Annotated in this window: 20 protein-coding genes and 6 pseudogenes; 13 read left to right on the plus strand and 13 right to left on the minus strand. The window is 58.5% G+C overall.

From position 1 onward, the window contains the following. The first annotated feature begins 245 nt into the window (after positions 1–245). Both AC1Q64_RS22900 and AC1Q64_RS22905 read left to right on the plus strand, forming a co-directional pair. The gene (locus tag AC1Q64_RS22900) at positions 246–575 is read left to right on the plus strand and encodes a hypothetical protein (protein WP_492252922.1); all 330 of its coding nucleotides are present in this window, start codon (positions 246–248) and stop codon (positions 573–575) included. A gap of 25 nt (positions 576–600) precedes the next feature. After that, positions 601–1,032, plus strand: a pseudogene (locus tag AC1Q64_RS22905) (TniQ family protein); the annotation flags it as partial. Positions 1,033–1,141: 109 nt separating this feature from the next. Here AC1Q64_RS22905 and AC1Q64_RS22910 read toward each other — a convergent pair. After that, positions 1,142–1,300 (minus strand): annotated as a pseudogene (locus AC1Q64_RS22910) (transposase family protein); the annotation flags it as partial. A 72-nt stretch (positions 1,301–1,372) separates the two neighbouring features. On the opposite strand from AC1Q64_RS22910, the pseudogene AC1Q64_RS22915 reads away from it, so the two are divergent. Continuing rightward, positions 1,373–1,794: pseudogene (locus AC1Q64_RS22915) on the plus strand (LexA family protein). Between the two features lie 7 nt (positions 1,795–1,801). Then, positions 1,802–2,290 (plus strand): annotated as a pseudogene (locus tag AC1Q64_RS22920) (Y-family DNA polymerase); the annotation flags it as partial. A gap of 1,215 nt (positions 2,291–3,505) precedes the next feature. Here AC1Q64_RS22920 and mobI read toward each other — a convergent pair. Continuing rightward, the gene (mobI, locus tag AC1Q64_RS22925; protein ID WP_492252923.1) at positions 3,506–3,991 is read right to left on the minus strand and encodes a conjugative transfer protein MobI(A/C); all 486 of its coding nucleotides are present in this window, start codon (positions 3,989–3,991) and stop codon (positions 3,506–3,508) included. 593 nt (positions 3,992–4,584) lie between these two features. On the opposite strand from mobI, the gene AC1Q64_RS22930 reads away from it, so the two are divergent. The 3 genes from AC1Q64_RS22930 (at position 4,585) to AC1Q64_RS22940 (ending at position 7,726) form a co-directional block, all read left to right on the plus strand. Further along, positions 4,585–5,523 (plus strand): ParM/StbA family protein, encoded by a 939-nt coding sequence (locus AC1Q64_RS22930; protein ID WP_492252924.1) that lies wholly within the window; start codon positions 4,585–4,587, stop codon positions 5,521–5,523. A gap of 360 nt (positions 5,524–5,883) precedes the next feature. Continuing rightward, positions 5,884–6,282 (plus strand): hypothetical protein, encoded by a 399-nt coding sequence (locus AC1Q64_RS22935; RefSeq protein WP_492252925.1) that lies wholly within the window; start codon positions 5,884–5,886, stop codon positions 6,280–6,282. A gap of 472 nt (positions 6,283–6,754) precedes the next feature. Beyond that, on the plus strand, positions 6,755–7,726 hold the full coding sequence (locus tag AC1Q64_RS22940; protein WP_492252926.1) for a hypothetical protein: 972 nt from the start codon (positions 6,755–6,757) through the stop codon (positions 7,724–7,726). Between the two features lie 157 nt (positions 7,727–7,883). On the opposite strand, the gene AC1Q64_RS22945 is transcribed toward AC1Q64_RS22940, so the two are convergent. Genes AC1Q64_RS22945 through AC1Q64_RS22960 form a run of 4 tightly spaced genes read right to left on the minus strand, consistent with a single transcriptional unit; the run spans position 7,884 to position 9,699 of the window. After that, positions 7,884–8,414 (minus strand): chlororespiratory reduction 6 domain-containing protein, encoded by a 531-nt coding sequence (locus AC1Q64_RS22945; RefSeq protein WP_492252927.1) that lies wholly within the window; start codon positions 8,412–8,414, stop codon positions 7,884–7,886. A gap of 16 nt (positions 8,415–8,430) precedes the next feature. Next, on the minus strand, positions 8,431–9,009 hold the full coding sequence (locus AC1Q64_RS22950) for an RES family NAD+ phosphorylase (RefSeq protein WP_492252928.1): 579 nt from the start codon (positions 9,007–9,009) through the stop codon (positions 8,431–8,433). Positions 9,010–9,022: 13 nt separating this feature from the next. After that, positions 9,023–9,493: a hypothetical protein gene (locus AC1Q64_RS22955; RefSeq protein WP_060985853.1), complete on the minus strand. Its 471-nt coding sequence runs from the start codon at positions 9,491–9,493 to the stop codon at positions 9,023–9,025. 23 nt (positions 9,494–9,516) lie between these two features. After that, the gene (locus tag AC1Q64_RS22960; protein WP_492252950.1) at positions 9,517–9,699 is read right to left on the minus strand and encodes a hypothetical protein; all 183 of its coding nucleotides are present in this window, start codon (positions 9,697–9,699) and stop codon (positions 9,517–9,519) included. 484 nt (positions 9,700–10,183) lie between these two features. Between AC1Q64_RS22960 and AC1Q64_RS22965 the strand changes: the two genes are divergently transcribed. Next, complete coding sequence (locus AC1Q64_RS22965) at positions 10,184–12,604, plus strand: site-specific integrase (protein ID WP_492252929.1); 2,421 nt, start codon at positions 10,184–10,186, stop codon at positions 12,602–12,604. Between the two features lie 15 nt (positions 12,605–12,619). Here the strand turns inward: AC1Q64_RS22965 and AC1Q64_RS22970 are convergent, their stop codons facing one another. The 3 genes from AC1Q64_RS22970 to AC1Q64_RS22980 form a co-directional block, all read right to left on the minus strand. Then, entirely contained in the window at positions 12,620–13,666 is a 1,047-nt protein-coding gene (locus AC1Q64_RS22970; protein WP_492252930.1) for a tyrosine-type recombinase/integrase, read from the minus strand. 326 nt (positions 13,667–13,992) lie between these two features. Further along, the gene (locus AC1Q64_RS22975) at positions 13,993–14,766 is read right to left on the minus strand and encodes a hypothetical protein (protein ID WP_492252931.1); all 774 of its coding nucleotides are present in this window, start codon (positions 14,764–14,766) and stop codon (positions 13,993–13,995) included. 29 nt (positions 14,767–14,795) lie between these two features. Further along, positions 14,796–15,623: a hypothetical protein gene (locus tag AC1Q64_RS22980; RefSeq protein ID WP_492252932.1), complete on the minus strand. Its 828-nt coding sequence runs from the start codon at positions 15,621–15,623 to the stop codon at positions 14,796–14,798. Positions 15,624–15,763: 140 nt separating this feature from the next. Between AC1Q64_RS22980 and AC1Q64_RS22985 the strand changes: the two genes are divergently transcribed. Both AC1Q64_RS22985 and AC1Q64_RS22990 read left to right on the plus strand, forming a co-directional pair. Then, positions 15,764–18,733: a Tn3 family transposase gene (locus AC1Q64_RS22985; RefSeq protein WP_492252933.1), complete on the plus strand. Its 2,970-nt coding sequence runs from the start codon at positions 15,764–15,766 to the stop codon at positions 18,731–18,733. 325 nt (positions 18,734–19,058) lie between these two features. Beyond that, the gene (locus AC1Q64_RS22990) at positions 19,059–19,871 is read left to right on the plus strand and encodes a tetratricopeptide repeat protein (RefSeq protein WP_492252934.1); all 813 of its coding nucleotides are present in this window, start codon (positions 19,059–19,061) and stop codon (positions 19,869–19,871) included. Here AC1Q64_RS22990 and AC1Q64_RS22995 read toward each other — a convergent pair. Further along, entirely contained in the window at positions 19,849–20,025 is a 177-nt protein-coding gene (locus AC1Q64_RS22995; protein WP_492252935.1) for a hypothetical protein, read from the minus strand. The two genes, AC1Q64_RS22990 and AC1Q64_RS22995, sit on opposite strands and share 23 nt — an antisense overlap. Here AC1Q64_RS22995 and AC1Q64_RS23000 point away from each other — a divergent pair. Next, positions 20,024–20,890 (plus strand): hypothetical protein, encoded by an 867-nt coding sequence (locus AC1Q64_RS23000; protein ID WP_492252936.1) that lies wholly within the window; start codon positions 20,024–20,026, stop codon positions 20,888–20,890. The two genes, AC1Q64_RS22995 and AC1Q64_RS23000, sit on opposite strands and share 2 nt — an antisense overlap. 204 nt (positions 20,891–21,094) lie before the next feature. Here AC1Q64_RS23000 and AC1Q64_RS23005 read toward each other — a convergent pair whose 3' ends face one another. After that, positions 21,095–21,736, minus strand: a complete 642-nt coding sequence (locus AC1Q64_RS23005; RefSeq protein WP_492252949.1) for a thermonuclease family protein — start codon at positions 21,734–21,736, stop codon at positions 21,095–21,097. Between the two features lie 213 nt (positions 21,737–21,949). Further along, a pseudogene (locus AC1Q64_RS23010) lies at positions 21,950–22,075 on the minus strand (YHYH domain-containing protein); the annotation flags it as partial. A 316-nt stretch (positions 22,076–22,391) separates the two neighbouring features. On the opposite strand from AC1Q64_RS23010, the pseudogene chrA reads away from it, so the two are divergent. Beyond that, positions 22,392–23,075, plus strand: a pseudogene (gene chrA / locus AC1Q64_RS23015) (chromate efflux transporter); the annotation flags it as partial. 502 nt (positions 23,076–23,577) lie between these two features. Here the strand turns inward: chrA and AC1Q64_RS23020 are convergent. Further along, positions 23,578–23,994 carry a hypothetical protein gene (locus tag AC1Q64_RS23020; protein ID WP_492252937.1) on the minus strand — a complete coding sequence of 139 codons (417 nt, stop codon included), beginning with the start codon at positions 23,992–23,994 and terminating at the stop codon, positions 23,578–23,580. Between the two features lie 155 nt (positions 23,995–24,149). Here AC1Q64_RS23020 and AC1Q64_RS23025 point away from each other — a divergent pair, with 155 nt between their 5' ends. Further along, positions 24,150–24,566, plus strand: coding sequence for a DUF3892 domain-containing protein (locus tag AC1Q64_RS23025; RefSeq protein WP_492252938.1), 417 nt, complete (start codon positions 24,150–24,152; stop codon positions 24,564–24,566). Positions 24,567–24,582 lie beyond the last annotated feature (16 nt).

Below are 24,582 nucleotides of genomic sequence, written 5' to 3' on the forward strand. Positions count from 1 at the left end.
GACCTTCACAGGTTGGCCATTAGCCCTGGCTCAAAATTCAATCGGCACGGTGGCTCAATTTTGAATCGGCGCCAACACTGCGGGCAAAGCAGGCCCAACTGCCCCGATTGCCGCGCACTCTTGAAGCCATCAAAGCCGCTCTGAGTGCCCATCTTCCGTCCCCAGATCTTTTTCGCTGAGGCACATCCATTGTCGGATTCTTTTCGTACTTGATATGCATATATGCAATAGGTTATGCTTTGTACATGATTGAATCGGAAGTCAAAGCACGTGCAGCAAACGCTCGTCGTATTTGTTTGACCCATGGAATAGCCCAAGCGGACATCGCCGCCCACGTAGGGGCCAGTCAATCTCAAGTCAGCCGCATTCTCAAAGGAGAGGGCGTCAGAGCCTCACGTCTGTTTGAAGAGGTGTGCCTTTTTGTGGAGCGCTTCGAGGGTGGCATCAGCGCCGATACCGTCCGCAGTAATCGGGAGTTGATTGAGGCGCTTCAAGCCACTTGGGATGGTTCTGCTTCGCATGCCAAGGCATTGGCTGCCGTGATTCGATCCTTGGCAATTCTCAAACCCGCTTGATCTGATACGGAGACAGCTGATGAACATGCTTGTGCAACCAGCTCCATTTCCAGAAGAGATGGATCGTGGTTACTTGGGGCGGATCATGCGGATCAATGGATACCGCACTCCGAAGGACGCGGTGGAGGCGATTGCTACGCACTTTGGCGAGGAAGGGCGGTCACGCCGTGAAGTCACAACGCACGAGCTTCTCAGTCGGATGGCTGGAATGACTACCGAGCAATTCGCACAGCGTCACACGACTATGCCGCTGCGCAGGGGGATTACTTCCTACTTTCCTGACCTCATCCATGGCAGTGAAGAACGAAAAAGTCTCTTGTGCATAAGCGGGACTCTGCGCAAGTATCCGGCGGCCTTCTTTTGCAAGGACTGCGTGAAGGCTGACATCCACTTTCACGGAGCCAGCTACTGGCGCAGGGATCTTCAGACACCTGGCCAGATGTGGTGTCCCAAGCACATGACACCTCTTCACTTCGTGTCGTCAGCCGACCCCTTCGTTGAATCGCCAGTAGAGTTCATAGACGAGCAGAACCAAATCCCTCAGGACTGGATTCAGCCCGCGACGGGCCTGCGTTGCCACAACGCGGGCAGACGAAGCCTTGGGGCCAGCGAAGCTTCTCCAGGAACGCTTGGCAGGCCTCTTCGGTGGCAAACCAGTCAAGAAATTCGTTCCAGGTGCGAGGGTAGTCCTGCCCGGGAGTCGGCGTTAGCATCTGGGTTTCCATCCAGCTATTCTGGCGCTGCTGGAGCTAAATAGATACCCCTTATAAAATCACAGTATTAATTTCGCCAAACCCATCCTTATCTCCGACCAGCCCCTGGTGCTGCCGGTGGCGGGTGACGTGGTGCGTGCGGGCTTTCCATCACCCGCCGAGGATTTCCATGTTGATCGCCTGGATCTGACGGCCATCCTTGTGACGCATCCCCAGGCGACGTTCCTGCTCCGGCTGCGCGGGGGGTCTCGATGAAGGACGCGGGGCTCTTCGACGGGGATCTGCTGGTGGTGAACCGCGCCCTCAAGCCCGTGCACCAGGATGTGGTGGTCGCCGTGGTGGACGGAGAGTTCACCTGCAAGTCGCTGTGGCTCAAGTTCGGGCGCATGAAGCTGGTGGCCGCGAACCCAACGTACCCTGAAATCGTCCCGAAAGACGGGCAGACAGTCGAAATCTGGGGCGTCGTGACAGCTTCGATCAAGCGCTTTCGCGGGGGCGGCAGGTGAGGTGGCCATGTTCGCTCTTTTCGACGCATCGAACTTCTACGCTTCGGTAGAACAGAACTTTCGCCCCTATCTGCACGGCCGACCGCTCGTCGTTCTTTCGAACAATGACGGCTGTGCAATTGCCCGAAGCCAAGAGGCAAAAGCACTGGGGATCAAGATGGGGGCTCCCTGGTTCAAGATTTCCCATTTGAGCGAGTCCCACGGCCTGCTGGGGCTCTCTGCCAACTTCACCCTGTACAGCGATATGTCCTCGCGCCTGATGAGTCTCATAGCGGGTTTTGGCTATCGCACTGAGGTGTATTCGATTGATGAGGCCTTTAGCTGCTGCGACGGTATCCCCGGTGACTTGACCGAGAGGGCATTCAAGGTCCGGGCCCGTATTCGCCAATGGATCAGGCTGCAGTGCGGTGTGGGCATCAGGCCGACGAAAACGTTGGCCAAGCTCGCGAACCACGTCTCCAAGGACGCAGAGAGGAAACCAGGCAGCTATCCCAGTCGCTCGCGCATAGGCGCACCAGCAAGGTAATAGCCTCGGTCAGAGAAGCCATTTCGCGGCTGGGCGGGCGTTTGCTGGGGGCTATTGTCTCTAGATAGCTCGTATTGAGAAGTAATCCTGCATTTATATGCCGCATTGTTGAAATGACTTGCGGCTTAATCTCTAGTTTGTATTGGTGCCTTATCCGGTGAAAACAGATAATGACTATTGGGCTTCTATTGAATCTTTCGCAGGGGATGAATGCATGAAAAGGCTTAATTTGGTCGAATACGACTGCGGGCCGGGGTGCTCCTCGTATGGGCAAGTCATAGCCGCAGATCTAGAACGAGAGACGGAAAACCCTCGGCCCGCAGATATTCCAGAGAGCAGCGGTGAGCCATTCCCGCCTTATATGGTCGCGCGGGGGGGGGGGCTGCGCCACTAAGACCGGCAAAAGGCGGCTTGTCGGTGAAAAAAGTCGCAAGGGCGATTTGAGCGCCGCCGCGCCTCACCAGGCCCAGAGAGCCGATTTCTTCTTGGGCTACCACCGAATCAAAACCTGACGCGGGACAAACCGCCAGAGTCGCTACAGGACCAATAGCTTACGCGTAGCTCGTCGTATCGAAAACCCTCTATCGCAATCCTACGGTGTTCGTAAGTGCGGCCAGCGAATTCGTATGCGAATTCCGAACGGGGAGCCAGGGAGCTGAAAGGCGAGGCCTAGAAACAGGACAAATACCGAGCACCAATAGGTGCAGATACCGGTTCAGGGGGAAATTGAAGCTGCGGAAATGAGGGGAGAGCACTAAACGCTGTCGGTCTAATGGGGCGACATGGGCCGTCTTCAAAATCGATGCGCAACTACATAGAAATGCATCTGCATAGGGCCTCAGCTATCGCCGCGATTGCGACGATTCCGCGAGGGGAGATTCGTCACTTCACTATAAGCCACGGAAGCCCGCAATGGGTATAGAGGAGAAGACTGTGGGAGCGCTTAACCCCGCGATGCAGGGAATCAAACTACGGAGCGTAGATTTCTTCGGGGAAAAGAAGGCGGGGGACAAAGCACGGAGCCGGTAGAGCACAAACACCACGAGGGAAATACACAGCGAGCACATCCATCCCCATCTGAGATGTCAAAGGCCCCATGTGCATCTACATAGGGCCCAGGTTTAAGTGCAAATGAAAAAGACGATTGTGGGTCAAGCTGCGGGTTCTATTGCTTTTACATAGGCCCTAGCCGACCGCCTCTTCCTCGGCCTCAACCTCATCCCCCTTCTGCGCTTTCAACACACGAATGGCATTACGAGTATTGATGATGGCTTTGACAATGTGTTTTGACTTTCGTCTGATGGATTGAAGCTTTTTCTCTGTCTTCATCACTTCATCAATTTCCCATTCTTTGGCAAAGGTATTCAACCGGTCCTTTGCATAGGTCATTGATTCTTCATTGATCGCAATCCTCACTCGAATGGACTGTCGGTTGTTCTTCTGACCAAACCAACGGATTCCCGTCCATTTGAGATCCAAGTGGTTGCCCTTTCTGGTACACGACAGTTGCAGTGTTGACCTGGACTCCCAGCCTGTCGCCTTCGCCTCAACCCCATCCACAAAGCTCATGTACTCGTCTGCTGCGACCATGGCTTGGCCATAGAGCACCTCGATGCATCGCTCAAGGCCTTGGATTGCATCTTCATAGAGGGCTAGTTCGTCTTTGTTCATTTCGGGGGTAGATCCATCTTTTTACCGTGTATGGAGATACCCGGTACATCCATCCACGGGGCCGTACTGCTCAAAACACACTTTTTCCAGGATGGAGGTGCCGGTCTAGTCCATCTTAGTAGGATGAATCTACCCGTTCTATAGCATCCGGGGTAGGAGGCTAGAAAAAGTGTCAATCCTAATAGGATGGATTCAGGGTGCCAATCCATCCTAATAGGATGGACAACTTTCAAGGCTTTTCACATGCCGGAGAACTGAGGAGGCCGTATCGGTCGGCAAAAGCATATGCAGGACTCTATCCTAATAGGATGGATGTACTAGCTCAATCTGGCAGTGATGCCGATGTTGAAGGTTACTGCAAAAAATAGGGGGTGAATTCATCCTATTAGGATGAAGGCGCATTCAACGATTTACACGTCGTTTTGACCGTGCAATGTGCCCTGGGGTAGGCCATTAGTCACTCTGTACTGCTACGAGGCCGTCCGATGCAAGGCGACTGGGCTGCGACTACGCTGCGGTTGAACTTCTACAAGAATTGCACACAATTGCATTACGTGTGCAATTCAATTGCAATTACTTTAAGGGATCATGTAATGAATGTTGTTGGCATTGATGTCGGGTATTCGAATCTGAAGCTTGCGTATGGTCCGGCTGACGGTGCGTTGAAAACCGTAATTCGCCCCGCTGGTGCAGCACCCAAAGAGCATTTCGGGAGTCGTTTTGACGGTCGCTCGCAAGATGACTTCTTGCATGTTCAGGTAAATGGACATGAGTTTTTTGCTGGCGTCTCTACAGATCGCGCGGAAATGTGGGAACGCTCCCTTCATGCTGATTACGCAAAAACTGACTCGTATAAAGCACTTTTCAATACTGGTCTTCTCCTTACTGAAATGAAGGAGATTGATCTGCTTGTCACCGGCCTTCCAGTTTCGCAGTTTCAAGATGAGTCGCTGCGTGCAGATCTGGAAGCTCGGTTTTCAGGTGAGCATCAGGTGACCAAGAAGCGCACTGTTAACGTGAAGAAGGTCAAGGTCGTCGCGCAGCCAATTGGTGGCCTTCTCGATTACGTCAATGAAGTGGAAGAAGGGCCTGAAGATCAACGCATTACGGATGAGCATCGAATCCTCGTAGTTGATCCTGGCTTCTACTCGCTGGATTGGGTATTGGTAAGCAACGGTCAATTGCAGCGGCAATCAAGCGGTACGAGCATCAAAGCGTCTTCTGTTTTGCTGGAGCAGGCAGGTATTTTTATTGCCGAAGAGCATGGAGCAAAAGTGAGTGTCGAAACGCTTGAAAATGCAATTCGCTCCATCAAGGAAAGAATCTTGCTAATGGGTGAGCGTGTCGAACTTGCTCCTTTCCTCAAGAAGGCAGGTGAAAAAATTTCGTCTGTCACGGCCACTTCGATTTGTACCTTGAAGGCGGATCAGAAACTTTCAGGGGCATTCCGGTCAACATGGGGGGTGTTGACGGGCACCTCGAACCGATCCAGTTCGCAGTGTTTATTGGCGAAACTCAACCCAAGTTGCTGAATCAGTTGAGCAGTATCTCTAAGCGCGCTAGAGCCGCACGTTTGAGGATATTGGCACTTTTGGCGCTCTATTCAGAGACGGGGAAACTCGTAGTGGACGGGAGTAAGCCGGAAATACAAGCTTCTATGGCGGCTGAACCTAGATCTCAGATTTCGTCGGACAGCCCGCGCTCAAGACAACCTGCGCTACCGACGAATGCAACTGACGTGGAGTCTCTTCCGAAGCCTGTTGACCCGGTAAAGGAGATTGCAGGTAGTCCAAGCAGTACCGAGTTGCCTCCGGTTGCATCGTCCACGACCGACGCTAGTAACAGGGTTGGCAAAGGCGTTCGAAGCTTTGCACGTTCTTTGGGTTAATTGAATGAATGAAGATCTGAAAAACACTCAGTCCGCAAGTGTTGGCTCCTGGACTGTGGGCATACCCCCAGAGGGAGTCCGAGTCGCCATGGCTTGCCGTAAGTGGTGCGGTATTCACCAAGAGCGGTATGTGGAGGTGATTGCCCACGACCCTTCGATGTACCTTGAGTCCCTCGGGCTGGAAATGATGATGAAGCCATCGGTTACCGTCATTTATGGCAGTGTTTTCACTCAGGGGAATACCACCTGCATCCTCAATGAACACGGAATGCCAGTAGGCGCATATCCCAATTCCATTCTGGCCTGGACCAGAGTGCCTGAGGATTTATTGCAGAACCTGCAAGCTGCGGTCTTGACAGACCTGGCCGTGGGACTCGCCAGCAAGCGCGCCAAGTCGTCGTAGACAGGCCTGTTTCTGCGGAGCGCGTATGCGTCAAGAGTTTGTTCGTGGAAAACGCCGGTACATCCTGAGCCTGGATGTTGATCTGTTCGATGCCTGTGTAATCAACCGCCATTGGTACGGCGAGACAAATCGCCGTCATGGGCGCAGACAGGAACTATTCACGGACCTGGATCTGGCCAAGGTCAGATTCACCGCAGTACAGGCGTACCTTTTGAAAAGGGGTTACGAGTATCCACCGACGTTTATTTTGAGTGAAGTGCGCGGGTAGGATGAGCGTTCTGATCCTTTGATCGGGTTTTGCGAAGAACAGCGCTCTCACATTACGCTCGATTCTTTGCCAAAGGGCTGACCGGTGGTCAGCCCTTTGTTTTTGGACGTGCAGCGTGAACGACTTCACCGAACTGGACGCCAGCGGGGCCAGTTGAGCACGCTCCGGGCTAAGCTCGCCACTTCCCCCTTACCGTCCATCCCAATGAAACTTCTTGTCCTCATGCCTTTGGTGTCGGCCGCAACTTTGGCGCTGACCGGTTGCGGTGAAACGACCGTCGAAGACGTGCGCAAGGCCTACGGCGCCATGAGCGATGAAAAGCTGCAGGCCGAGGCCCTGCACCAGCGGGTAGAGTGCCGCGCGGCGACACAGGATTCGGACAAGCCAGGATCTCCGTGCAGCCGCGCGAACCTTGCGGAGGAGATGGCTGAATCCCGTGGGTGGTGCTGGGGGCCCTATGCCGCCGCCAACTCGGACAAGTCTTGGCTGCGCTGCGCCGATGACGTGACGAAATCGGCGCAGGCCAAGGCAACCTGGTTCGCCGCGACCCAAAGCGGCTCCTGCCGTGAGTCCAGCCTGATCGAGGCCATCAGCAAGGTGCTGGAACATGAGGGTCCGTGGAACGTAAAGACCTCGTTTTCGAAGGAGGGGTTCTTCGACGTGTCCAGCCAGCTCAAGGACGGTACCAGCTACAAGGTGCGGCTGTACCCTGGCTGCGGTTCGGCCCAGATGGTCTACATCGCCAAGCCTGGTGATGAGGGTGGCGTGTCGGTCGCAGCTCCGCTGGGGATGTCGCCCAGAGATGCTGGCGATCTCTATGGCTTCGATGTCCGCAACTGCAGTGCCTATTCGTTTGGAGGCGGTATCGGGTGTGGCATGGGCTACCAGGCCGGCATGCAGCCGCCGATCCGCTTGAGCGACGGCTTCATTCCCTGCTCAGTGGATCGGCCCGTGCAATTCGACTTCCAGCCGCGCCGGGGCATGGTGGGTGTCACCTGCAGCGTCACGGCCGAGGACATGTCTGCGTTCGAGCAGCGGATGGCAGGTGCCTTTGGGGAGCAGCAGCGGGCGTCAGATGGAAGCCGCCGATGGCAGCTCGGTGGCTACACGGTCGGCAGTGTGGAGGTGGTCGTTTTGGGAAAGACGCTGCGGCGTGTGTCCGTCTACCAGGACTGACCTTTTCGCTCGGGTGAGCCTGTCGTGGGTTCGGGCGACAGGAATCTTCTTTCCGCCCAGATTTCCCATCCGTTAGGTGTTTCTTGTCGTGGCCCATGCACCCTGAGGGGGTGATCCAGCATCCCATCGGCTCGTCCACGGCCCCGGATGACGGTGGCTATGGAACCAGCTCAGCGCACGCGCTCTCGCATGAAGCTTCGGCCTCGCTTTCGCTGATTCCGAACGCCTCGAACATGGCGTTGCCGCGCTGAAACAGGTCAGCCATCTGGGCAGCAAGCTCATGGCGGTCAAGAAACTCGGTCCCTGTACTGCTCCCCCGGCGATGGATCTTGACCTTGCACAGCAGTGCCAACAGCAAATGGATCGCCCCTACATGCCTGTGCAGGAACCACATCCAGTGGGGCCACTCTTGGGCGAGTCGGGCAAAGAAGGCGCGCACCTCGGGGATTTCCGCCAGTTCACGGTGGTCAGAGTCGTAACCCACCACCTGGATGACCAGGCACTCTTGGTAGCGAAGGGCCGTCTCTCGGGACTCGGCGATTGCGTGCAGGCGCTCCAGCGCGCTCGCGATGTTTCCGGTTTCAATCTCGCGCTTGGAGATCTCCAGCACCAGCAGCGCGTCACCCTGGAAGGCGGCGAGGCCATCGGCATCGGTTCGCACTACTGATGGACGCGGGGTCATGGGCATGGGTTGCACTCCTGATTCACGAGACGATGGCTACTTGAGAGCCCAGAGCTGCGCGCAGAACACTGAGGTGGAGGCGATCACTGCCGGGTTGCACGAGCGGTGTGCTTGATACCTTGGTCATGCTGGCCACGCCGCGTTCGAACAGGCAGATGCAGGCGTGGTACGGGTGTTGGGCGGATGCGTACATGACACCATGGGCACCGGCCTTCCGGGCGTCGGCGGCAAAGGCCTGCGTGGTCTCGTAACGCAGAGATTGCAGCACAGGGTAGTTCTCCTCCAGCCCGCGCAGATCGGCAAGGCGCATGCCTGCAGCCGTGCGAAAGGCGACCAGTGAGCGTTGCCGGAGTTGATCCAGGGTGTAGCTGCGCGTGTCCCGCCTAAAAAGCGCCTCGTAGCACGAGGTCAACTCGCTATCGGCGAGGTAGGCGGTGGGTTCGTCGGACAGATCGAAGCGGCCGGTGGGAACACCGAAGGGCGGGAGGATGAACCCGCGCGTGCGCACGCTGTCTTTGCGCCAGCTGGTGCGCTGGATGCGGTGCCAAGTTTGGCGGTCGGGAAGTTCAATGAATGGCGGATTGAGGTCTGTCAGGTTCATGGGGCGAGGTCATTCAGTGAGCCTCAGCCGTTGCCAATGCCAGGATGTGTTTCGCTGGGACGCCCTGCTCAAGAGCGGCGCGCGGTGTCTGGCCGTCCAGCGCCGATGCCGGCGTCTCCAGGAAGGTGAGCACCTGCCAGCCATCGGACGCGCCAAGGGCCGATGCCAAGGGCTGCAGGATGGGCCACAGGTTGGGTTCGAACTGCCAGCGTGGCAATTTGAAACCCCGGCGCAGGTGGGAAACCCCGATGCAGCGGCGCGACTTGATCCAGGCGTTGATGGTCACCCGGCTGGCGCCCGCCAGCAGTGCAGCGTCGTCGGTCGTGATCATGTCGTCGGCTTCCATGCGCTCGCGGCGGTACTGCGCCCCCGAGCGCAAGACAGCGGCAGACTGGGCCGCTGTCGCGTAGGGATCAGGAGACGCCTGCGAGAGGTCTGGGGCATTGCGGTGGGCAAACGGTGAGGAAATGGACAGGGTGTTCATGGGGATTTCAAACCGTGGTGCGCTTATGGCGCGTTGCGCAGGTTGGGCTTTGCCGCCGAGAAGAAGCCAGAAGTAGATCCGTCGCGAAGGTCGGTGTTGTTGCGGCACCGTGCGCTCAGGCGCACACCACCGCCCATCTTCGGGAAGCGGACTTCCAGGCGTTCGTGGCTGTACCACTGCGAGACGCGACTCGACAGAGTGCTCATCGGGTAGGAAAAGGGGTGCCATGTGCATGACCTCCGCATCGTCTGATGCACGGCCAGGAACGCTTTCATCATGGCTACCGCAATCCTCTGCGGTTCGAACGGAACCACGCAGCCGTTGCGGCGAATGATCGCGTAGTGATCTAGCGCTGAAGGCGCTCTGGGCAGACTCGGGCCGTCTATACAAACAAGCATTTCGATCTCCTGTGGTCACGCGGCCGACATCCATCGGCCAGGCCGTGCTTCCATGGGGAAATGTACATCGCTCCTGAAAACTTCGCAAGATTAGATAGCTACGTTGAATTGAGTACATCTGATCAATCCGTTAACTTCGTTAATTTTTTGGCGCTTCGGAATCGTTTTACATTTAATGTGTACTGTCCCATAATATCCATTATGGAGCATTAAACGAGGCTCAAAAAAAGAGGAGGGGACATCCCGCTCCTTTTTCGCTTAGTTGTTCCGGCTGGGCTGGCGCTGGGGCCAGTTGGCCAAGCCGCCAGTGCACGAGGACAATTCGTCTTTCAAGGTCATGACCCACTCTACGCCCGAAATTCCTGATGCGCAACCGCCCGCCGAATCCGGCGCCCTCGCCGAGCCCGGAAAACTGGCGGTGGTGGATCTGGACGGTGGCCAGCCGCTGGAGCCCGCGCAGCGCGTCAAACCGGCTCGCCGACGCGGACGCCCACCAGGTTCGCAGACCCGGATCGCCCACAACAATGCGACGGCCGACGAGTTCGCGATGCTGCGCGCCATCGCCCAAGGTGTGGATCTCACTGTAGCAGCTCGCCAGTACATGCTGTGGCCGGGTCGTGCGCCCGAGCGTCCAGCGCTCGTCAAGAAGTACCAGGAACTTTTGGACCGGATCGAGGCTGCAGCCAACGGCATCGAGCAGTCCCAAGAGGCCCGCGCTATGGTGAGGGTCCTCAGGGACCACCAGACCATAGTGAGCGCAGTGCCGGTTGGGTCACCCGGTAGCAACACCGAGCCTCCAGCGCCCACCAGTGGACAAGTGGACATCGCCGTGCAGGCCCAACCCGTGACGGTGCAGGCACCCAAGGTGCTCAGCTTGGAAGAGTTCGCGGCCCAGTTCGACCCGGACATGTTCTCGGAGGCTGAGCTGATCGAGCGGTACGAGGAGGCCCTGGCAGAAGCAAGGGCCGAACCTGCTCCCGACCTGGCGCCCTCCCCGAGTCAGGTAGAGATCCCCCTCGCGCCCGAGACAGAACCCTCAATACAGACCGGGGCTGTGCAGGTGCTTCAGGCAGGCCGCAGTGCGGCCGAGCGGATGGCGGATGTCTTGCATGCGATCAACTGGCTGGATGAACACCTGGGCACCAAGCCCGAGCGCGCTCACCGCGTCGAACAGTGGGTTGTAATGTCCGGTAGTCAGAAGGAGGCACTGGGCAAGGCGGGCGTGATCACGCTGGGAAACCTGGTGGACTGGATCTCGTTGAAGGGCGACCGCTGGTACGACGAACTGCCTGGCTACGGCGTCAGGCGGGCAGAAAACCTGCTGGCGTGGCTGCATCGCTGGACGCTGACGCCGGCACCAGGTCTTTCGCGACTCCCCGCGCTGGCCAACAGCCGTGAACTGCAGGTCTCTTCGCCCTACGAGATGCAGCCGTTGACATCGATGCTGTGGCCAGAAGAATTGGACGGGAGCGACGGAAAGTTCCGGGCACTCACCGCCAATACGATGGAAGCGTCGAATGATGTTGAAGCGGTACAGGCGTGGTTCAGAAAGATCCAGCAAAAGTCACCCCACACCCAAGAAGCCTATCAACGGGCCATAGAACGCTTGATCCTCTGGGCCATTCATGAACGCAAGCGGGCGCTGTCGTCCCTCACGGAAGACGATTTCTTTGCGTTCAAGAAATTCCTCATCAACCCGCCAGAGCATTGGGTGCAAGTGGCCAAAGGCACAAAGCAGAAGTACACCGACGGATGGAGACCTCTGCGTGGCCCCCTCAACGCCCAGAGTCTGAACGTGACTTTTTCCGCCGTGCGGGCCATGTACACGCACTGGAAGAAATCAGGGTACATCAGTGCCAACGCAGCCCTGGCGGTGGACGGGCAAAAGCGCGATGAGGTGACGATGGATGTGTTCCGATCCTTCACGGAGGCTGACCTGCAGGTTGTGGGTGACACGTTCGCAGATCTACCGGATGGACCCGCCAAGCGCAGACTGCGCGCCCTGTTTCGGCTGATCGAGAACGCTGGGCTGCGACGGGCGGAAGTGGCGCAAGCGCGGTGGGCCCATGTGCAAACCGACCGAGCCCTGGAACGTGGCGTGGAGTCCCGCGTGTTGGAAGTCTTGGGCAAAGGCATGCGCAAACGCACGGTCCCCCTGAACGCGGCCACGATGCAAGCGCTGCGTGAGCACCGCAAGGACCGCGAAGAGCTGATGGCTCAGGGCAAGCTCGCGCTATTCACCCAGGTCAAACCTGAAGACCAGCCTCTGATCGGAGTGCTGGATGATCGATGGATCTCCACCAGAGACAAGGGATTGGCCATTGAACGCGCGCAGATGGCTTTGCGCTCCAACAAGGCGCTGCCCACCATCGAGATCGAACGCGAGGCCGAGGTGGGCAAGATCAAGTACACGGTCAATGAGCATGGGGCCTTGTCCAGTCACATGCTGTACACCATCCTCAAGAGCTTCTTCAAAATCTGCTCCGACAATGCCCACGAGATGGCGGGTGAAGGGAAGGCGCCCTTCATGCGGGCTTCGACCCACTGGCTGCGCCACACCTACGCGCACAAAGCGCTGGAGGCGGCTGGTGGAAACCTCAGTGTGGTGCAGGAGTTGCTCGGGCACAAGAACATCAACACCACCGCCATCTATGTGAAGGCCGGCATGGGAGAGCGCATCAGGGCGGTGGACAAGATGAAGACCAGTATCTGAGCCCCAGCGGGTTGCTCAGGCCAACCGCTGGAGAACGGGGCGCAGCGGTTCGTCGTCTTTTCGGCTGGACGCGCGTGCGAGTTCCAGGCGGGGACCGTCAGGCAGATGCAGGCGAAGATGCAGGAGCCCCCGGACGTTTTTGAGACCAGCGCGAAGTGCCACTTCCGGCTGGGGCATGCCAGACAGCATCCATTGCACCAGCCTGGTGTTCCTGACGATCTGCGGCCCAGCGCGAACCGGGTCATCTTGGCCAGCAGCTCGACTGGCAGCAAGCAGGTGCGCGCGCACGAGCACCAGGAGGTTTTCGTCGGTCATCGGCTTGCCCGTCTGCGAGCTGAAAAGTGCTGGTGCCAAAGCGTGCTTGCCCGCTGTCGCCTTCACCTGCAGCCAGGATTTGATGGCCGAGCGCACTTCGTCGGACACGACCATCGTGCGCAGTTGGTTGACGCCCCCCGAGGTGATGCGGATCGAGGCGCCCTTCCCTGCCCCGCCGTCTACGAAGGACTCGACTGTGAGCGCGCGGATTTCAGCCGAGGTGAGCCCCAACTCAAAGAGCACCAGCAAAAGCGCTCGGTTGCGGATGTCGATGGCCTTCAGGCCCGCAGCATCTTCGGAGCCATCTCGAAGGATCTTGAAGCACTGCTCCCAGACAACGGGCGACAAGATGGCCCCCTTGGGATCTTCAGAAGGAGGCTTTTCCTTGTCGGCAATGCCAGCAGCAGGATTTTCTGCAACCAACCCGCGCTCCACAGCGTAGTCATACACCCGCTCCAGCAGGCGCCAGTACCGACGCTCGGTGATCACGCTGATTTTGGTGTCGCCGTTGGCGCGAGACTCGATACCGGAAGCGAGATAACCCTTGACCAGTACGGGGTCTGCATCAGTCCAGTGAACCCACCTGGGGTTTTCCTTGTCCCCACCGGTTGTCAAAAACTTGGTCCACGATATCCAAAAGTACCTGTAGAAAACAAAGTCGTTGATGGCCCTCTGGTCATCATTCGAGCAATGCTCTAGCCATTGCTCGAAAAACTCATCTGCGCTCAATTCGACTTTGGAATTCATGATCAACTGAATTGTCGTGACTTATTGTGCTAGGAGCAATTGCGAGAACACGACAGAGGGCCCACCCGCTACTGCAAAAGCGCTTTGGGTAAGAGCCTCAATTGACCTGTAAGATTGCACGCAATTGCGGGTGTTGTGCAATGCCCCTATTGCGATCAATGCTTTGATTTAGTTGTAAGTCCCTACAACTGACGACCTATTTAACGCCGGGAATGGCCGGTGCATGTAATCCAAATTTCTTATTACTTGTACAGACGAAAAAAAACCGGCGCCCACGTAAGTGGTGCGCCGGTTTTATATTGGTAGTAAAAGCAACATTCGATAGCTTATACGCAATCGAAAAGAGCTGCTTGGGACTCATAAAGCACAGTGCAGCGAGCCTTGAGTTCATCCACGCTACGCTGGCCATGAAGATCCTTAGACTGCAGCCATTGGCTACGCCTCAGGATCTCGTCCATCATGCGGCTGTGGCCAAGCCCATTGGTGAGGATGCCTAGCCGCTGGTAAATGCGGTACCCCTCTGTCCAATCCGGGTTGTCGTCACGACAGTAATCCCGAATGTAGTCCTCCGCAAGAAAGGCCAGGAAGTCCATGGCTCCATCTTCGTCCACGGCGAGCTTACGCCCCTCCTCATAGTCGCAGACAAGAGCCCCGTTCTTCAACGCCTTCAGCTTGATGTCACAAGACTCGTGATGCAACTCCATGAGCGGATCTCGCATTCCAGCCATGCTGTTGATACCCGTCACTTGATACCAATCCTCGCCGACGAAAATGCGGCCGACTCTTGGTACTGGTGATGGTGGCATATAAGGCACTTCAGGCGCCTGCTCGTACATCCCCCGATCCACAACATCAAAGTAGGTCTTGATGGCCGTGAAGGGGGGGAAAAATGCACTGGCAGACCATTTGGCGTCAATCAGGATCAGCTGAGCAGCCGAGATGATCGGTACACCTGACAGCCTCTCAGCAGTCAAGGTGTAAATCAGTAGTTTGCGTAACGTTTCCGGTGAGAAGGCGTCGGCAACCACTTCAATGTGACCATCCTTGGCAATGGTGCGCCCAAGATGATTCCGTAGCGACCAGTCGTATTGAATGTTCACCAGGTAAGTTCTAAGCCGATTCAACGGCTTCAGTTGACCGTACTTGGTTGGGTTCGACTCGACCAATTGCTCTGCAGAACGATCAGTCTTCCCAGCCCGAGTGCATGACCAGCAGCCGTGCGGGTGCTGCAGGGAGTCGAAGAGCCCCGTACTGCATCAGCAGAGAGCACCACGCAGCCGCCGCCGGCGTCTCGGTAAAACTCAATCACCTCAGAAAAGTCCGAGTAGGACTCCAGTAGACCTGCAGCAGCATAGCCAAGGGTTTCCCACACATCGTCCGTGCTGAACGAGAAGATGGGCGTCAATCGAAGATCTCCATCAGCGTTTGACCAGATCCCATCCCCATGCTCGCGCCGTGCGGCAATTCGCACGTCGCGCGCTGCAGATTCGCCAGAACGAACCCCAGTCATCACGACTGGTCGATTCCAGCCCTTGTGGCCGTCAGCCTTGGTCATTGCCTCTTTAAGCAATCGCTGGCCCACGTCAACTTTCCATGACTGACTACAGTCCATCGTGGGTGATGACGGATAGGTTGGAAGGGCTCGCCCCGTGAGTACGCGCCCAGCCCAGCTTGAGTTCAGATCCGGCTCGCCCGTTAGCACAATGAGTGTGAAGTCGTGCTTTGCAGCAAAGGCTTTCATCTTTGTGAGTTCGGCCATCGCCAGGGTTGCGACAACAGGATTTTCAACCCCGGTAGAGCTGTGAGTCACATAGATCGGCGGGAGGCTGAGCCCCCTACGCCGATAGTCCGCAGCAACTGTGAGCAACAAGCAAGCCGTCGCGCTCGAATCCTTGCCCCCGCTGTACGCCAAAACGGCAATGTGCCGATCATCAAACACTTCGCGGATGAGCCGCATAGCGCGGTCCATTGGGGTGATCTCGCTTTCCCTGTAAAACGTCCCGTTAGCAGATTAGGGTTAACCCGCAAATCGACATTCTGCTTGGAGTCCGCGAGGACAGTTCGTAGACTTTGGCACGGCTTGGCAGTCTCCAGGCCATGGAAGGATCCAGCGTGCCAAGCTTTTACTTGCGGTTCGTCGGTTCAAATACGCTTCCCAAGTCGCTGTCAACGCGCGAGGCCGAAGAGTGTTTTGGGCTGAGCGCTGAGGACATTCAGGAGTTGCGACCGCCTCGATTTCGGGGCTCTGCCCGCCTTGGCGCCGCTGTGCAATTGGTAATGTTGCGAGCCACCGGGCGACATCCCGATGCATTCACGGGCCTTCCATCTGTATTGTTGCGGCACCTGACGTCTACGTTGGGCATGAACCCGACAGACATCGCCTCCATCGAGTCGCTGTACAAGGACAGAAAGACCAAGTATGAGCATCAGCTTTGGGCGCGGCAACAAGCGGGCTTTGAGCCCGTGGATGAGGAAGCCAAAGCACTGCTCGCCGATGCCCTGGGTGAGCTCTCTCGATCTGCTATCTCTGTGGATGACTTGGTCCAACAGTCGGAACAATGGTGTTTCGACCGCCGCCTCGTACTGCCCGGTGATCGGCTGTTAAGGGACATGGCGCGCGGGGCGTTTGCCGAACAGGAACGGGCGGCCATAGAGACAATTCGAACCAGCGTGCCCAGAAGGCAGATTCATGCTGCAGTGACACATGCATTTTCCAAACGGTCAGGGCCTGGAGGGCACACCGTGTTGGAATGGCTGCGAACGCCACCAGGAAAGCACGGCCAGTTTACCCTGAGCGAGGTCTGCAAGAAGGTCGAGTGCCTGAAGGCACTTCACGTTCATAAATGGAATCTGTCCGCGATTGCTCTAAACCGCCTGAAGGCCTACAGCCAGGAGGTAGTCCATCGGCCGCCATCCGCGACCAGAATTCTTGCCGACGAACAGCGTGAATTGCAGGTGGTCTCGTTCCTGCATGTGACTCTGCTCGAGCAGACTGATCTCGCCGCTGAGATCGGAGCACGTCGCCTGACAGACCTGTATCAAAAGGCCTCGGGCAAGGTGCTCAAAAAGCAGGCCGACAGCTCCGTCGATCTTCGCGCCGAGCGTTCGAAGCTCAGGGAAGTTCTCTACGACGGTAGCATGACAGATCGAGAGATTGTGGCTGCGATGCGCGAGCTGATGCCCCGAGACGAAACGGACTTTGGGGGAACACGCGCACAACTCGTCCGCGAAGCGATGGCCAAAGACCAAGCCCCGCGCGTGACCGCGCTCCTTAATTCATTGGGCGTATTGGAGATCAAGGGAGAGGAATCGGACAAAGCGCTGAAGCAACTGGAGACGCTGCGAGACCTGATCAAGCAAGGCGCAAACATGTTGCCAGAAGGCTTCGATGTCTCTATGGCAGACCCGGGCTGGCACTCGTTGCTGCAGTGCAAGGACCGTAAGCTCGCATTCGCAGCCCTCAAGGCCAGTGCAGCCTCATCACTGCGAAAAGCTATCAAAGGCGGGAGGCTGTGGTTGGAGCACAGTAGTCGTCACCGCAGTCGTGCAGACCAGTTGATACCCAAAAACGAGTGGGCCGAAAAGAGCAAGTCGCTTATCCGGGCCCTCAGTCTTACCGACGATCCGGAGAAGTTCCTGCAAAGGCTGTTGGCGAGTGTGGACGCTGGCATGGCCCAACTTGCGGAAGCGGTCGAGGAAGGTGTCCTAACCATTGATGCCCAAGGGCATATTCACATTGCCCCAATCCATGCGTTGGAGGTTGCACCCCAGGTCAGCAAAACGAGCGAGATGATGTTCGCGAAGATCGGCAATGCGCAATTCGGCAACATGCTGGTCGAAATCGACGCCAAGACCCGCTTTAGCCAAGCGCTGCTTGGCCGGGCGGCCAAGGATGTGAGCGAGCTCAAGGCGGTCTACTGTGCGCTGTACGTGCACGGGACAGAGAACAACGCCAAAGGGGTTTGCGCGATGGTCCCCGGTATGCAGGTCTCCCAGATCACCGTGGCTTTGCGTGCAATCGAAGCCAATGGTCGCCTGCGAGAGGCCAATACGCGCATCGTAGATTTCCAGCAAAGCATGCCGATCGCCAAGCTTTGGGGCCACGGGGACAAGGCATCCTCGGATTCGATGACCCTCGACACCTCTCGGCACCTGCACGCAGCGCGCATGGAACACCGTCGCAAGCAACCTGGAGTGGGCATCTACGTGCACATGCTCGATACCTGGGCTCTTTTTCACGACCAACCCATCGTGATTAACGATCGCCAAGCAGCGCCGGCCGTGCATGGTGTCGAAGCCCACAATTGCACGCGACGAGAAGATCAGATTCGACTGTCTCTTCTTGCCGTCGACACTCACGGCTACACGAACGCTGGGATGGCGATCGCAAAGCTGCTGGGCTTCGATCTCTGTGTGCGCTTGCGCAAGTTGTCAGAACGCAAAATGTTCTTAGCCCGCGGCACGAATCCGCCCGAAACCTTGGAGCGGCTTGCCATTGGCAAGGTCTCGCTGCGGAAAATTCGCGCCGGCTGGATGGACTTGCTCCGCTTGATCGCGTCCATACGCCAGGGCCGGTTGACTGCCGCTGAGGCCATCGCCCGGCTCGGTAGCGCTGCCAAGGGCGATCCAGTGCATGCGGCTGCAGATGAACTGGGCAAGCTCCTGCGTACGATTTTTCTGTGCGACTACTTCACGAACCCCCAGTTCCGCCGCGAAATGCATGCACTCTTGAATCGCGGTGAGTCTGTTCATCTGCTTCAGCGCGCGGTGTATCACGGACGCGTCGGGGTGTCACGTGGTCGTCGACTTGATGAATTGCGCGCGATCTCGACGGCTCATACCTTGCTTACCAATGTCGTTATCAGTTGGAACACTATGAAGATGCAGGAGGTTGTGGACCGGTGGAAAGCGCTCAAATTCCCGATTGACGACAACTGGATTCGTCATATCAGCCCCGGCCGTTTTGAGCACGTGAACTTCAGGGGGTCGATCGATTTCAAGTTCGATTCGTACACCGATGCGCTCATTCAGCGGCAGCCCAAGACGCGTGCGGCGGTCCTGAAATGAGCGATTCGGGCTTACCAATTCAACGGGTTAGGACTGAGATCCGTCAAAACTCCAGCTCTTTTTGCGTGCAGATCGTCCCGTTAGCGTTGCCTAAATATTAATAAAATCAACAACTTAGCAACTTACCAAAAAAACAGTCAACTCTTTCTTCGTGCAAATCGTCCCATTAGGTTTCGTCGTCTGAAAGCTCGTCTGGGGGTGGCCGAGCGCCTGGGAGAGTACGGGAGAGAGTGCAGTATTCTCTTGATGGCCCCGTCCTTCGGCAGTCCCGGCCGGGTGGACTTCGTCAGCCGAGGCCGTCGCAGCTCGCGGCTTCACCCAGGCCGTGCTGGCCCTGTGGTGGGGCAAGCCCGACGCGCCGCCCGAACTGGCGGTGCTGCAGGCCACGGTGGAGCAAGGCCGCCATGAATTCGATGCCGCGCGCACGACATTGAAGCGCGCCCTGCAGGTCGACTCTGCACAGGTGCAGGGCTGGCTGACCCTGGCCACGCTGGAGCGGGTGGCCGCCCGCTATGCCGAATCCGAGACCGCCTGCCGCAACGTCGCGCGCAATGGGGCGGCGCTGCACGCCACGGCCTGCCTGCTCGAAAGCCGCTCGCTGCAGGGCCAGAGCGACGCGGCACGCAGTGGCTTCACCGCACTCATCGGGCAGGCAGCGGATCCGGCTGGCCGTGCCTGGCTGCTGTCGCTGCTGGCTGAGAGCGAGGAACGCGCCGGCCGCGACGATGCGGCCGATGCCGCCTACCTCAGCAGCCTGGCTGCGGCGCCCGACGGGTACACCGCCCTGGCCCATGCCGACCTGCTGCTGCGCCTGGGACGCCCGGCCGCCGCCTTGGATGTGCTCAAGGCCCAGCCCACCAGCGACGCCGTGCTGTTGCGCCGCGCCCAGGCCCTGCGGCTCATGGGCAAGACCGTGCAGTCGCAGGCCCTGGCCACCGAACTGCAGGCCCGGTTCGCGGCCCTTGCGGCACGCGGCGAGGCCCTGGATGCCCATGCCCGCGAGCGCTCGCTGCTGGCGATGCGTAGTGCGGCCAAGCAACTTAAATTTGGCATCCGAGACGGGCAGCACCGATTTCGGGGCGACTGCTTTGGCCCGAGACGGCGTGCAGGACTTCTCAGCTGGCTTGCGGTCCGATAAACTGTGCATGTGCGTTCGTCGACGCCTGCTGCTCACCATGGCCCATCCGGTTCGCCGGAAAGACGTGAAGACCTTCATCCAAGCTTCCTAATGTTTCGCGGAGCACGGCAGTGAGCACCGGGAAGATCCGCGGCAACATGAAGGAATGCACCATGGAATTCATTTCCACCACGGCGACTGCCGTCGAAAAGCTCCAGCGCCAGGCCAAGACGCTCAGCAAAGCCACCGGCACACCACTGCGCGCCGCCCAAACCATCGTCGCCCAACACAACGGCTATGCGCATTGGAAGCATGTGACCGATTGCCGGGCTCAAACGGTTGCCCTTTCTCAAAAGAAGCCGCTTCCAGCGGCCCTTCATAGCGTTCTGGATCGAGCTGCCGAGCGTCAGCCAGCGTCGGTCGCATCACAGACGGCATTTGCCCACGGGTTTGTGTTCGCGATGGACGTGAAGGATGCGCAAGAACTTTCTCTGGGCACCGACTACGCTGAATGTGAGGATGGGTGGTATCTCGCGGCCGGGGACCTATGGCAGGCGCTGGCCTACCATCGGGACGAAGAAACCGGTACCGTACTCGCCGACATACAGGCTCCCGAAGACCTGGTAAGAACTGCACTGGATGACATGCAGAACTACCGCCTTTATCGCTATCTCGGTGCAGTCATTCCGACCTTGAAAGAGGCCCATGACCGTATCCAAAAGTTGTCCTTCTTTCCGCCGACCCACCTGTGGCTCAGCGGAAAGTTCATCGACTTCAGTGAAGGCTCCGATGGTCAACGGGGGGACTCTGCGGCGCCTGGCGTCAAGGTACAGCCGGCCAAGAAACGCACCCGCCTCGAACGGTTTGGCCATCTGCTGAACGAGAGCGAGCGGGCGTTGTTCGGCAAGATGACGCAGCAGGAACAGGAATTCTGGCTTCACCAGCTTGCGAAAAAGACCCCGATCGGCAAAATCCGGTACAAGCCCGTTGATGTATCGCTGAGAGTGTCCTGGGGGGCCACCAAGAGCGTGCAGACCTGAACGGAACGAACTGCGCCCAGCCGAGCCGAGCCGGTTTCTAGGTCAACGGTCAGCGCACCGATCAGCCACCAGAAGCTGATCAAGCCTACCGGTATCGAGTGAGTGCACCGCTCGGGAGGCGGTCTGGACATGCCATGGTTGGAGCCACCGCCCACCCTGCGGGTGCCGCTGCGCGGTCTTGCGCGGCGGCACCGATCTTAGGCCTTAGAAGCCATCTGCCTCGATCATGGGGAGGAAATCCCCATGGAAGCCAAAGTTCGTGACACCGCCACCAGGGCTGACCAACTGCAGTTGCCCAGCCTCGATGCGAACGCACAGGTTACCGGCATAGCATCTGAAGAAAGTGGTTCCAGTGACGACTGTGGAAGTCCCACCAATCGCGTGCTCTGGGAACTTGTGCTCCACCCAGTCGAAGATGCGGTCATGTACGGCGGCCGTCGTAGCACCGCCGATGTTCACGGCCGGGACCCCGTTGGCTGCTGGCACTGGGCCCAGAGCTGGACGGTATTGCCAGGGCTGGCCTGGAGTGGGCAGTGACCACAAGCCCCTCCCAGCCGACTGGGCGGCAGCCTGCGCCTGCGGCAAGGTGCTGCCCGCTGCAAGGTAAGGAGCGTAGGCCCACGCGCATCCTTGCGTTGCCAGGGCCGTGCCGACATGGCCTGCAGCAGTTGCGACGGCCGCGATGGTCCGGCCGTATCGATCAACACCCTCGCGGCACATCGCAACGGGCTGGTTCTGCACCAGGTTTGCCAGGCACAGGGTGGCTTCGATGCCGTAGGGCTGGCTGCGCTCGGGTGCGTCAATCTGGCTGATGCGCACGCGCTCTGGGCCCGTGGGGGTGTTCACTTGCAGCGTGTCGCCATCGATGACGTACGCGACAGTTGCCCCGACGCATTGCGCGGGAGTGGGTGCGGGTGCCGGAATTGGCGCAAGTGCGGGAACAGGCACAGGGGCAGGCACAGGAACCGGGGCGGGTACTGGAACGGGAGCAGGCGCCGGCACCGGGGCGGGAGGAGGTGGAGGCCGCGGAGCGGGCGGAGGTGGCGGGGTGTGGCAATGGCGAATGCCGGTCTTGCTGTCCACATGGCAGCCGTTGGCATCCGTACCGCCCGAGTGGCCCAGTGCCAATGCGGGAGCGAGACTGGCAGCGGCAAAAAGCCACTGTAGTTGGAGTCGAGAAGTCATGGGCAAGCAAATCGCTGAAGGTTGAACACCGTGGCACGCAGGCCGGAAAGCGCGAAATGTAACGCCCAAGATACAAATCACAAACGACGCAATTACCCGTTCGGGAGCGCGGTGTTTTGCCTGTCGGAATTCGCTGTGCTGGCGCGGTGCAAACCGTGGTCAGAATCACCGCACCGGACACCAGGACACTCGCGGTCCCAAGTACTGCTCCTGATCATGGGTCACTGCACCCAGTTAGGAGCTCGACTTGAATTCGCCCCCCTCTCTTTCCTCCATCGAGCAGCAAGCGACCTTGCCCGGCTACACGCTGTGGCAGATGGTGCGCTACATGCTGCGCCTGGGCACGCTCGGCTTCGGCGGGCCCGTGGCGCTGGTGGGCTACATGTACCGCGACCTGGTGGAAGAGCGCCACTGGATCTCGGACGCCGACTACAAGGAGGGCATGGCACTGGCCCAGCTCATGCCCGGCCCCCTGGCCGCGCAACTGGCGATCTACCTGGGCTACGTGCATTTCAGGCTCTGGGGCGCCACCCTGGTGGGCCTGGCGTTCGTGCTGCCATCGTTCGTGATGGTGGTTGCCCTGGGCGTTGCCTACAAGGCCTACGGCGGCATCTCCTGGATGCAGGCCGTGTTCTACGGCGTCGGCGCCTCGGTGATCGGCATCATCGCCCTGAGCGCCTACAAGCTCACCACCAAGAGCATTGGCAAGGACCGGCTGCTGTGGGCGATCTACCTGGTCAGCGCGGGTGTGACCATCGCCATGCAATCCGAAGTCATCTGGGTGTTCCTGGGGGCTGGCCTGCTGGTATGGGCCGTCCGTGGGCCGCTCAAGCGCACCGGCAGACGGCTTCACAGCCTGGCCTGGGCCTCGCCGCTGACCGCCTCGCTAGGGCTGGAGCAGATGGATTGGACCAAGCTTGGGCAGATTGCGGCCTACTTCACCTATGCCGGCACCTTCGTGTTCGGCAGCGGGCTGGCCATCGTGCCCTTCCTCTATGGTCATTGCATTGCTGTCTGTTGCCAATGGGGATCTGAACGCACGCTTTGGCAGCGCTAAAATGAATGCAAGACGGCCCGAGAGCGAGTGTGATACGGGCCTGCTGCCTGGTGTGACCAGGTCCTGCATATCCGCAGGGGTAACAGAGCCTCGTAAGGATCTTTCGTTGGGAGGATCCGAAGAAGGGCCTTCGGGCCCTTTTTTTTCCGCAGCCACCGGGGCGCACGGCGACGAGGGTTCGATCACCCTTCGGTCGTCAGGTCTGGGTTCAGAAATTCACTATGGTTTCGCGCGTTGAGCGAACCCGCATCGAGTTCTTCCTGACACTGCCGAAACGACTCGGATGGGATGGATTGAGGGCTGCGGCATTGGCGCTCAAACATGGGCGTGCTAGCTAACACGCCCATGTTTGAGCGCAATGGACGGACCGCGAGATCAAGTCCCACTGCCCGAGGGTGCGATGGTGACGGTAGCGAAGACCGGCCGTGCTCCGGGACCTGCCGCTTTATGCGGGGACCATGCGCAAGTCGTAGCGCTGGGCATCTTCTCGCGATGGCCACCAGCTCAGAATGGAGCCCGCATCGCCGCTGGCAATTTCGATCCCGTCATCCGTTTCTACGCGGCTGAACTCGGGGAAGTCCAAGACGAACTCCTCTCCTTCGACGTCAATGACAGCCTTCAAGCCGGTCCAGCCAAAGTCATTGGCGCCATTGTTGTCGCCGAGGTCGATCAAACCGACCACGCGCCCGAACGGATTCGGGGACAAAAACTCCCCAGGGACATTCAGGCGCTGCGCCTCGCCCGATGCATAGATTCTCATTGGCCATCCTCCATGGATACGCATTCCCCAGTCCGCCTTGCCTTCCACACTGCCGGACCACAATGCTTCACCGAAACCACTGATTTTATCAACAGGTTTCACGGTTTGCAAATTATGTCAACGCTACCTATGGTGTTTTGGTGAATGCAGGAACACCATATATAGTCCCCGCCAGGCAAGACCAGCAGATCGTTGAGTTCCTGTGTTTCGAGTTGCCTTTCTTCGCTAACGCGTGCCCTCAGGGCGGAAAGGCATCCATGTCATTGGCTCCCAGCATCGAAATCAGCTTCATCAAGAAGAACCCCCGCTACGATCCCTTCAATCCCATCTTGTACGTGGGTGGGCATTCGCCCTCCATGTGGCACCTGGAGATGCGCAGCGCGGCGCAGTTGCAGTGGGATGGCAAGGTGCGGTTCTATGTGCAACGCGGGCTGCAGCGCGTCAATGTCATTGCAGAGCACGGGCCGTCTGGACTGCTGCATCTCCGCACGATGCCTGACGGCACGCTTGCCAACAACCTTCTAAGCCTCGATGAGTTTCCGTTCTTCTATGGCTTGAGCCTTGGAGAATCCCCATCGCCTCAGGATGGGTTGCTGTCCCCTCGCGGGTTTTCCGGCCGGGGCCTGGTCGCCGAAGCTGTTGCGGCTCGCGGCTTCAAGCCGCGCGACCGTTGATGCATGTGGCCCACGT

The sequence above is a fragment of the Acidovorax sp. GW835-FHT14G06 genome, from assembly GCF_058793595.1.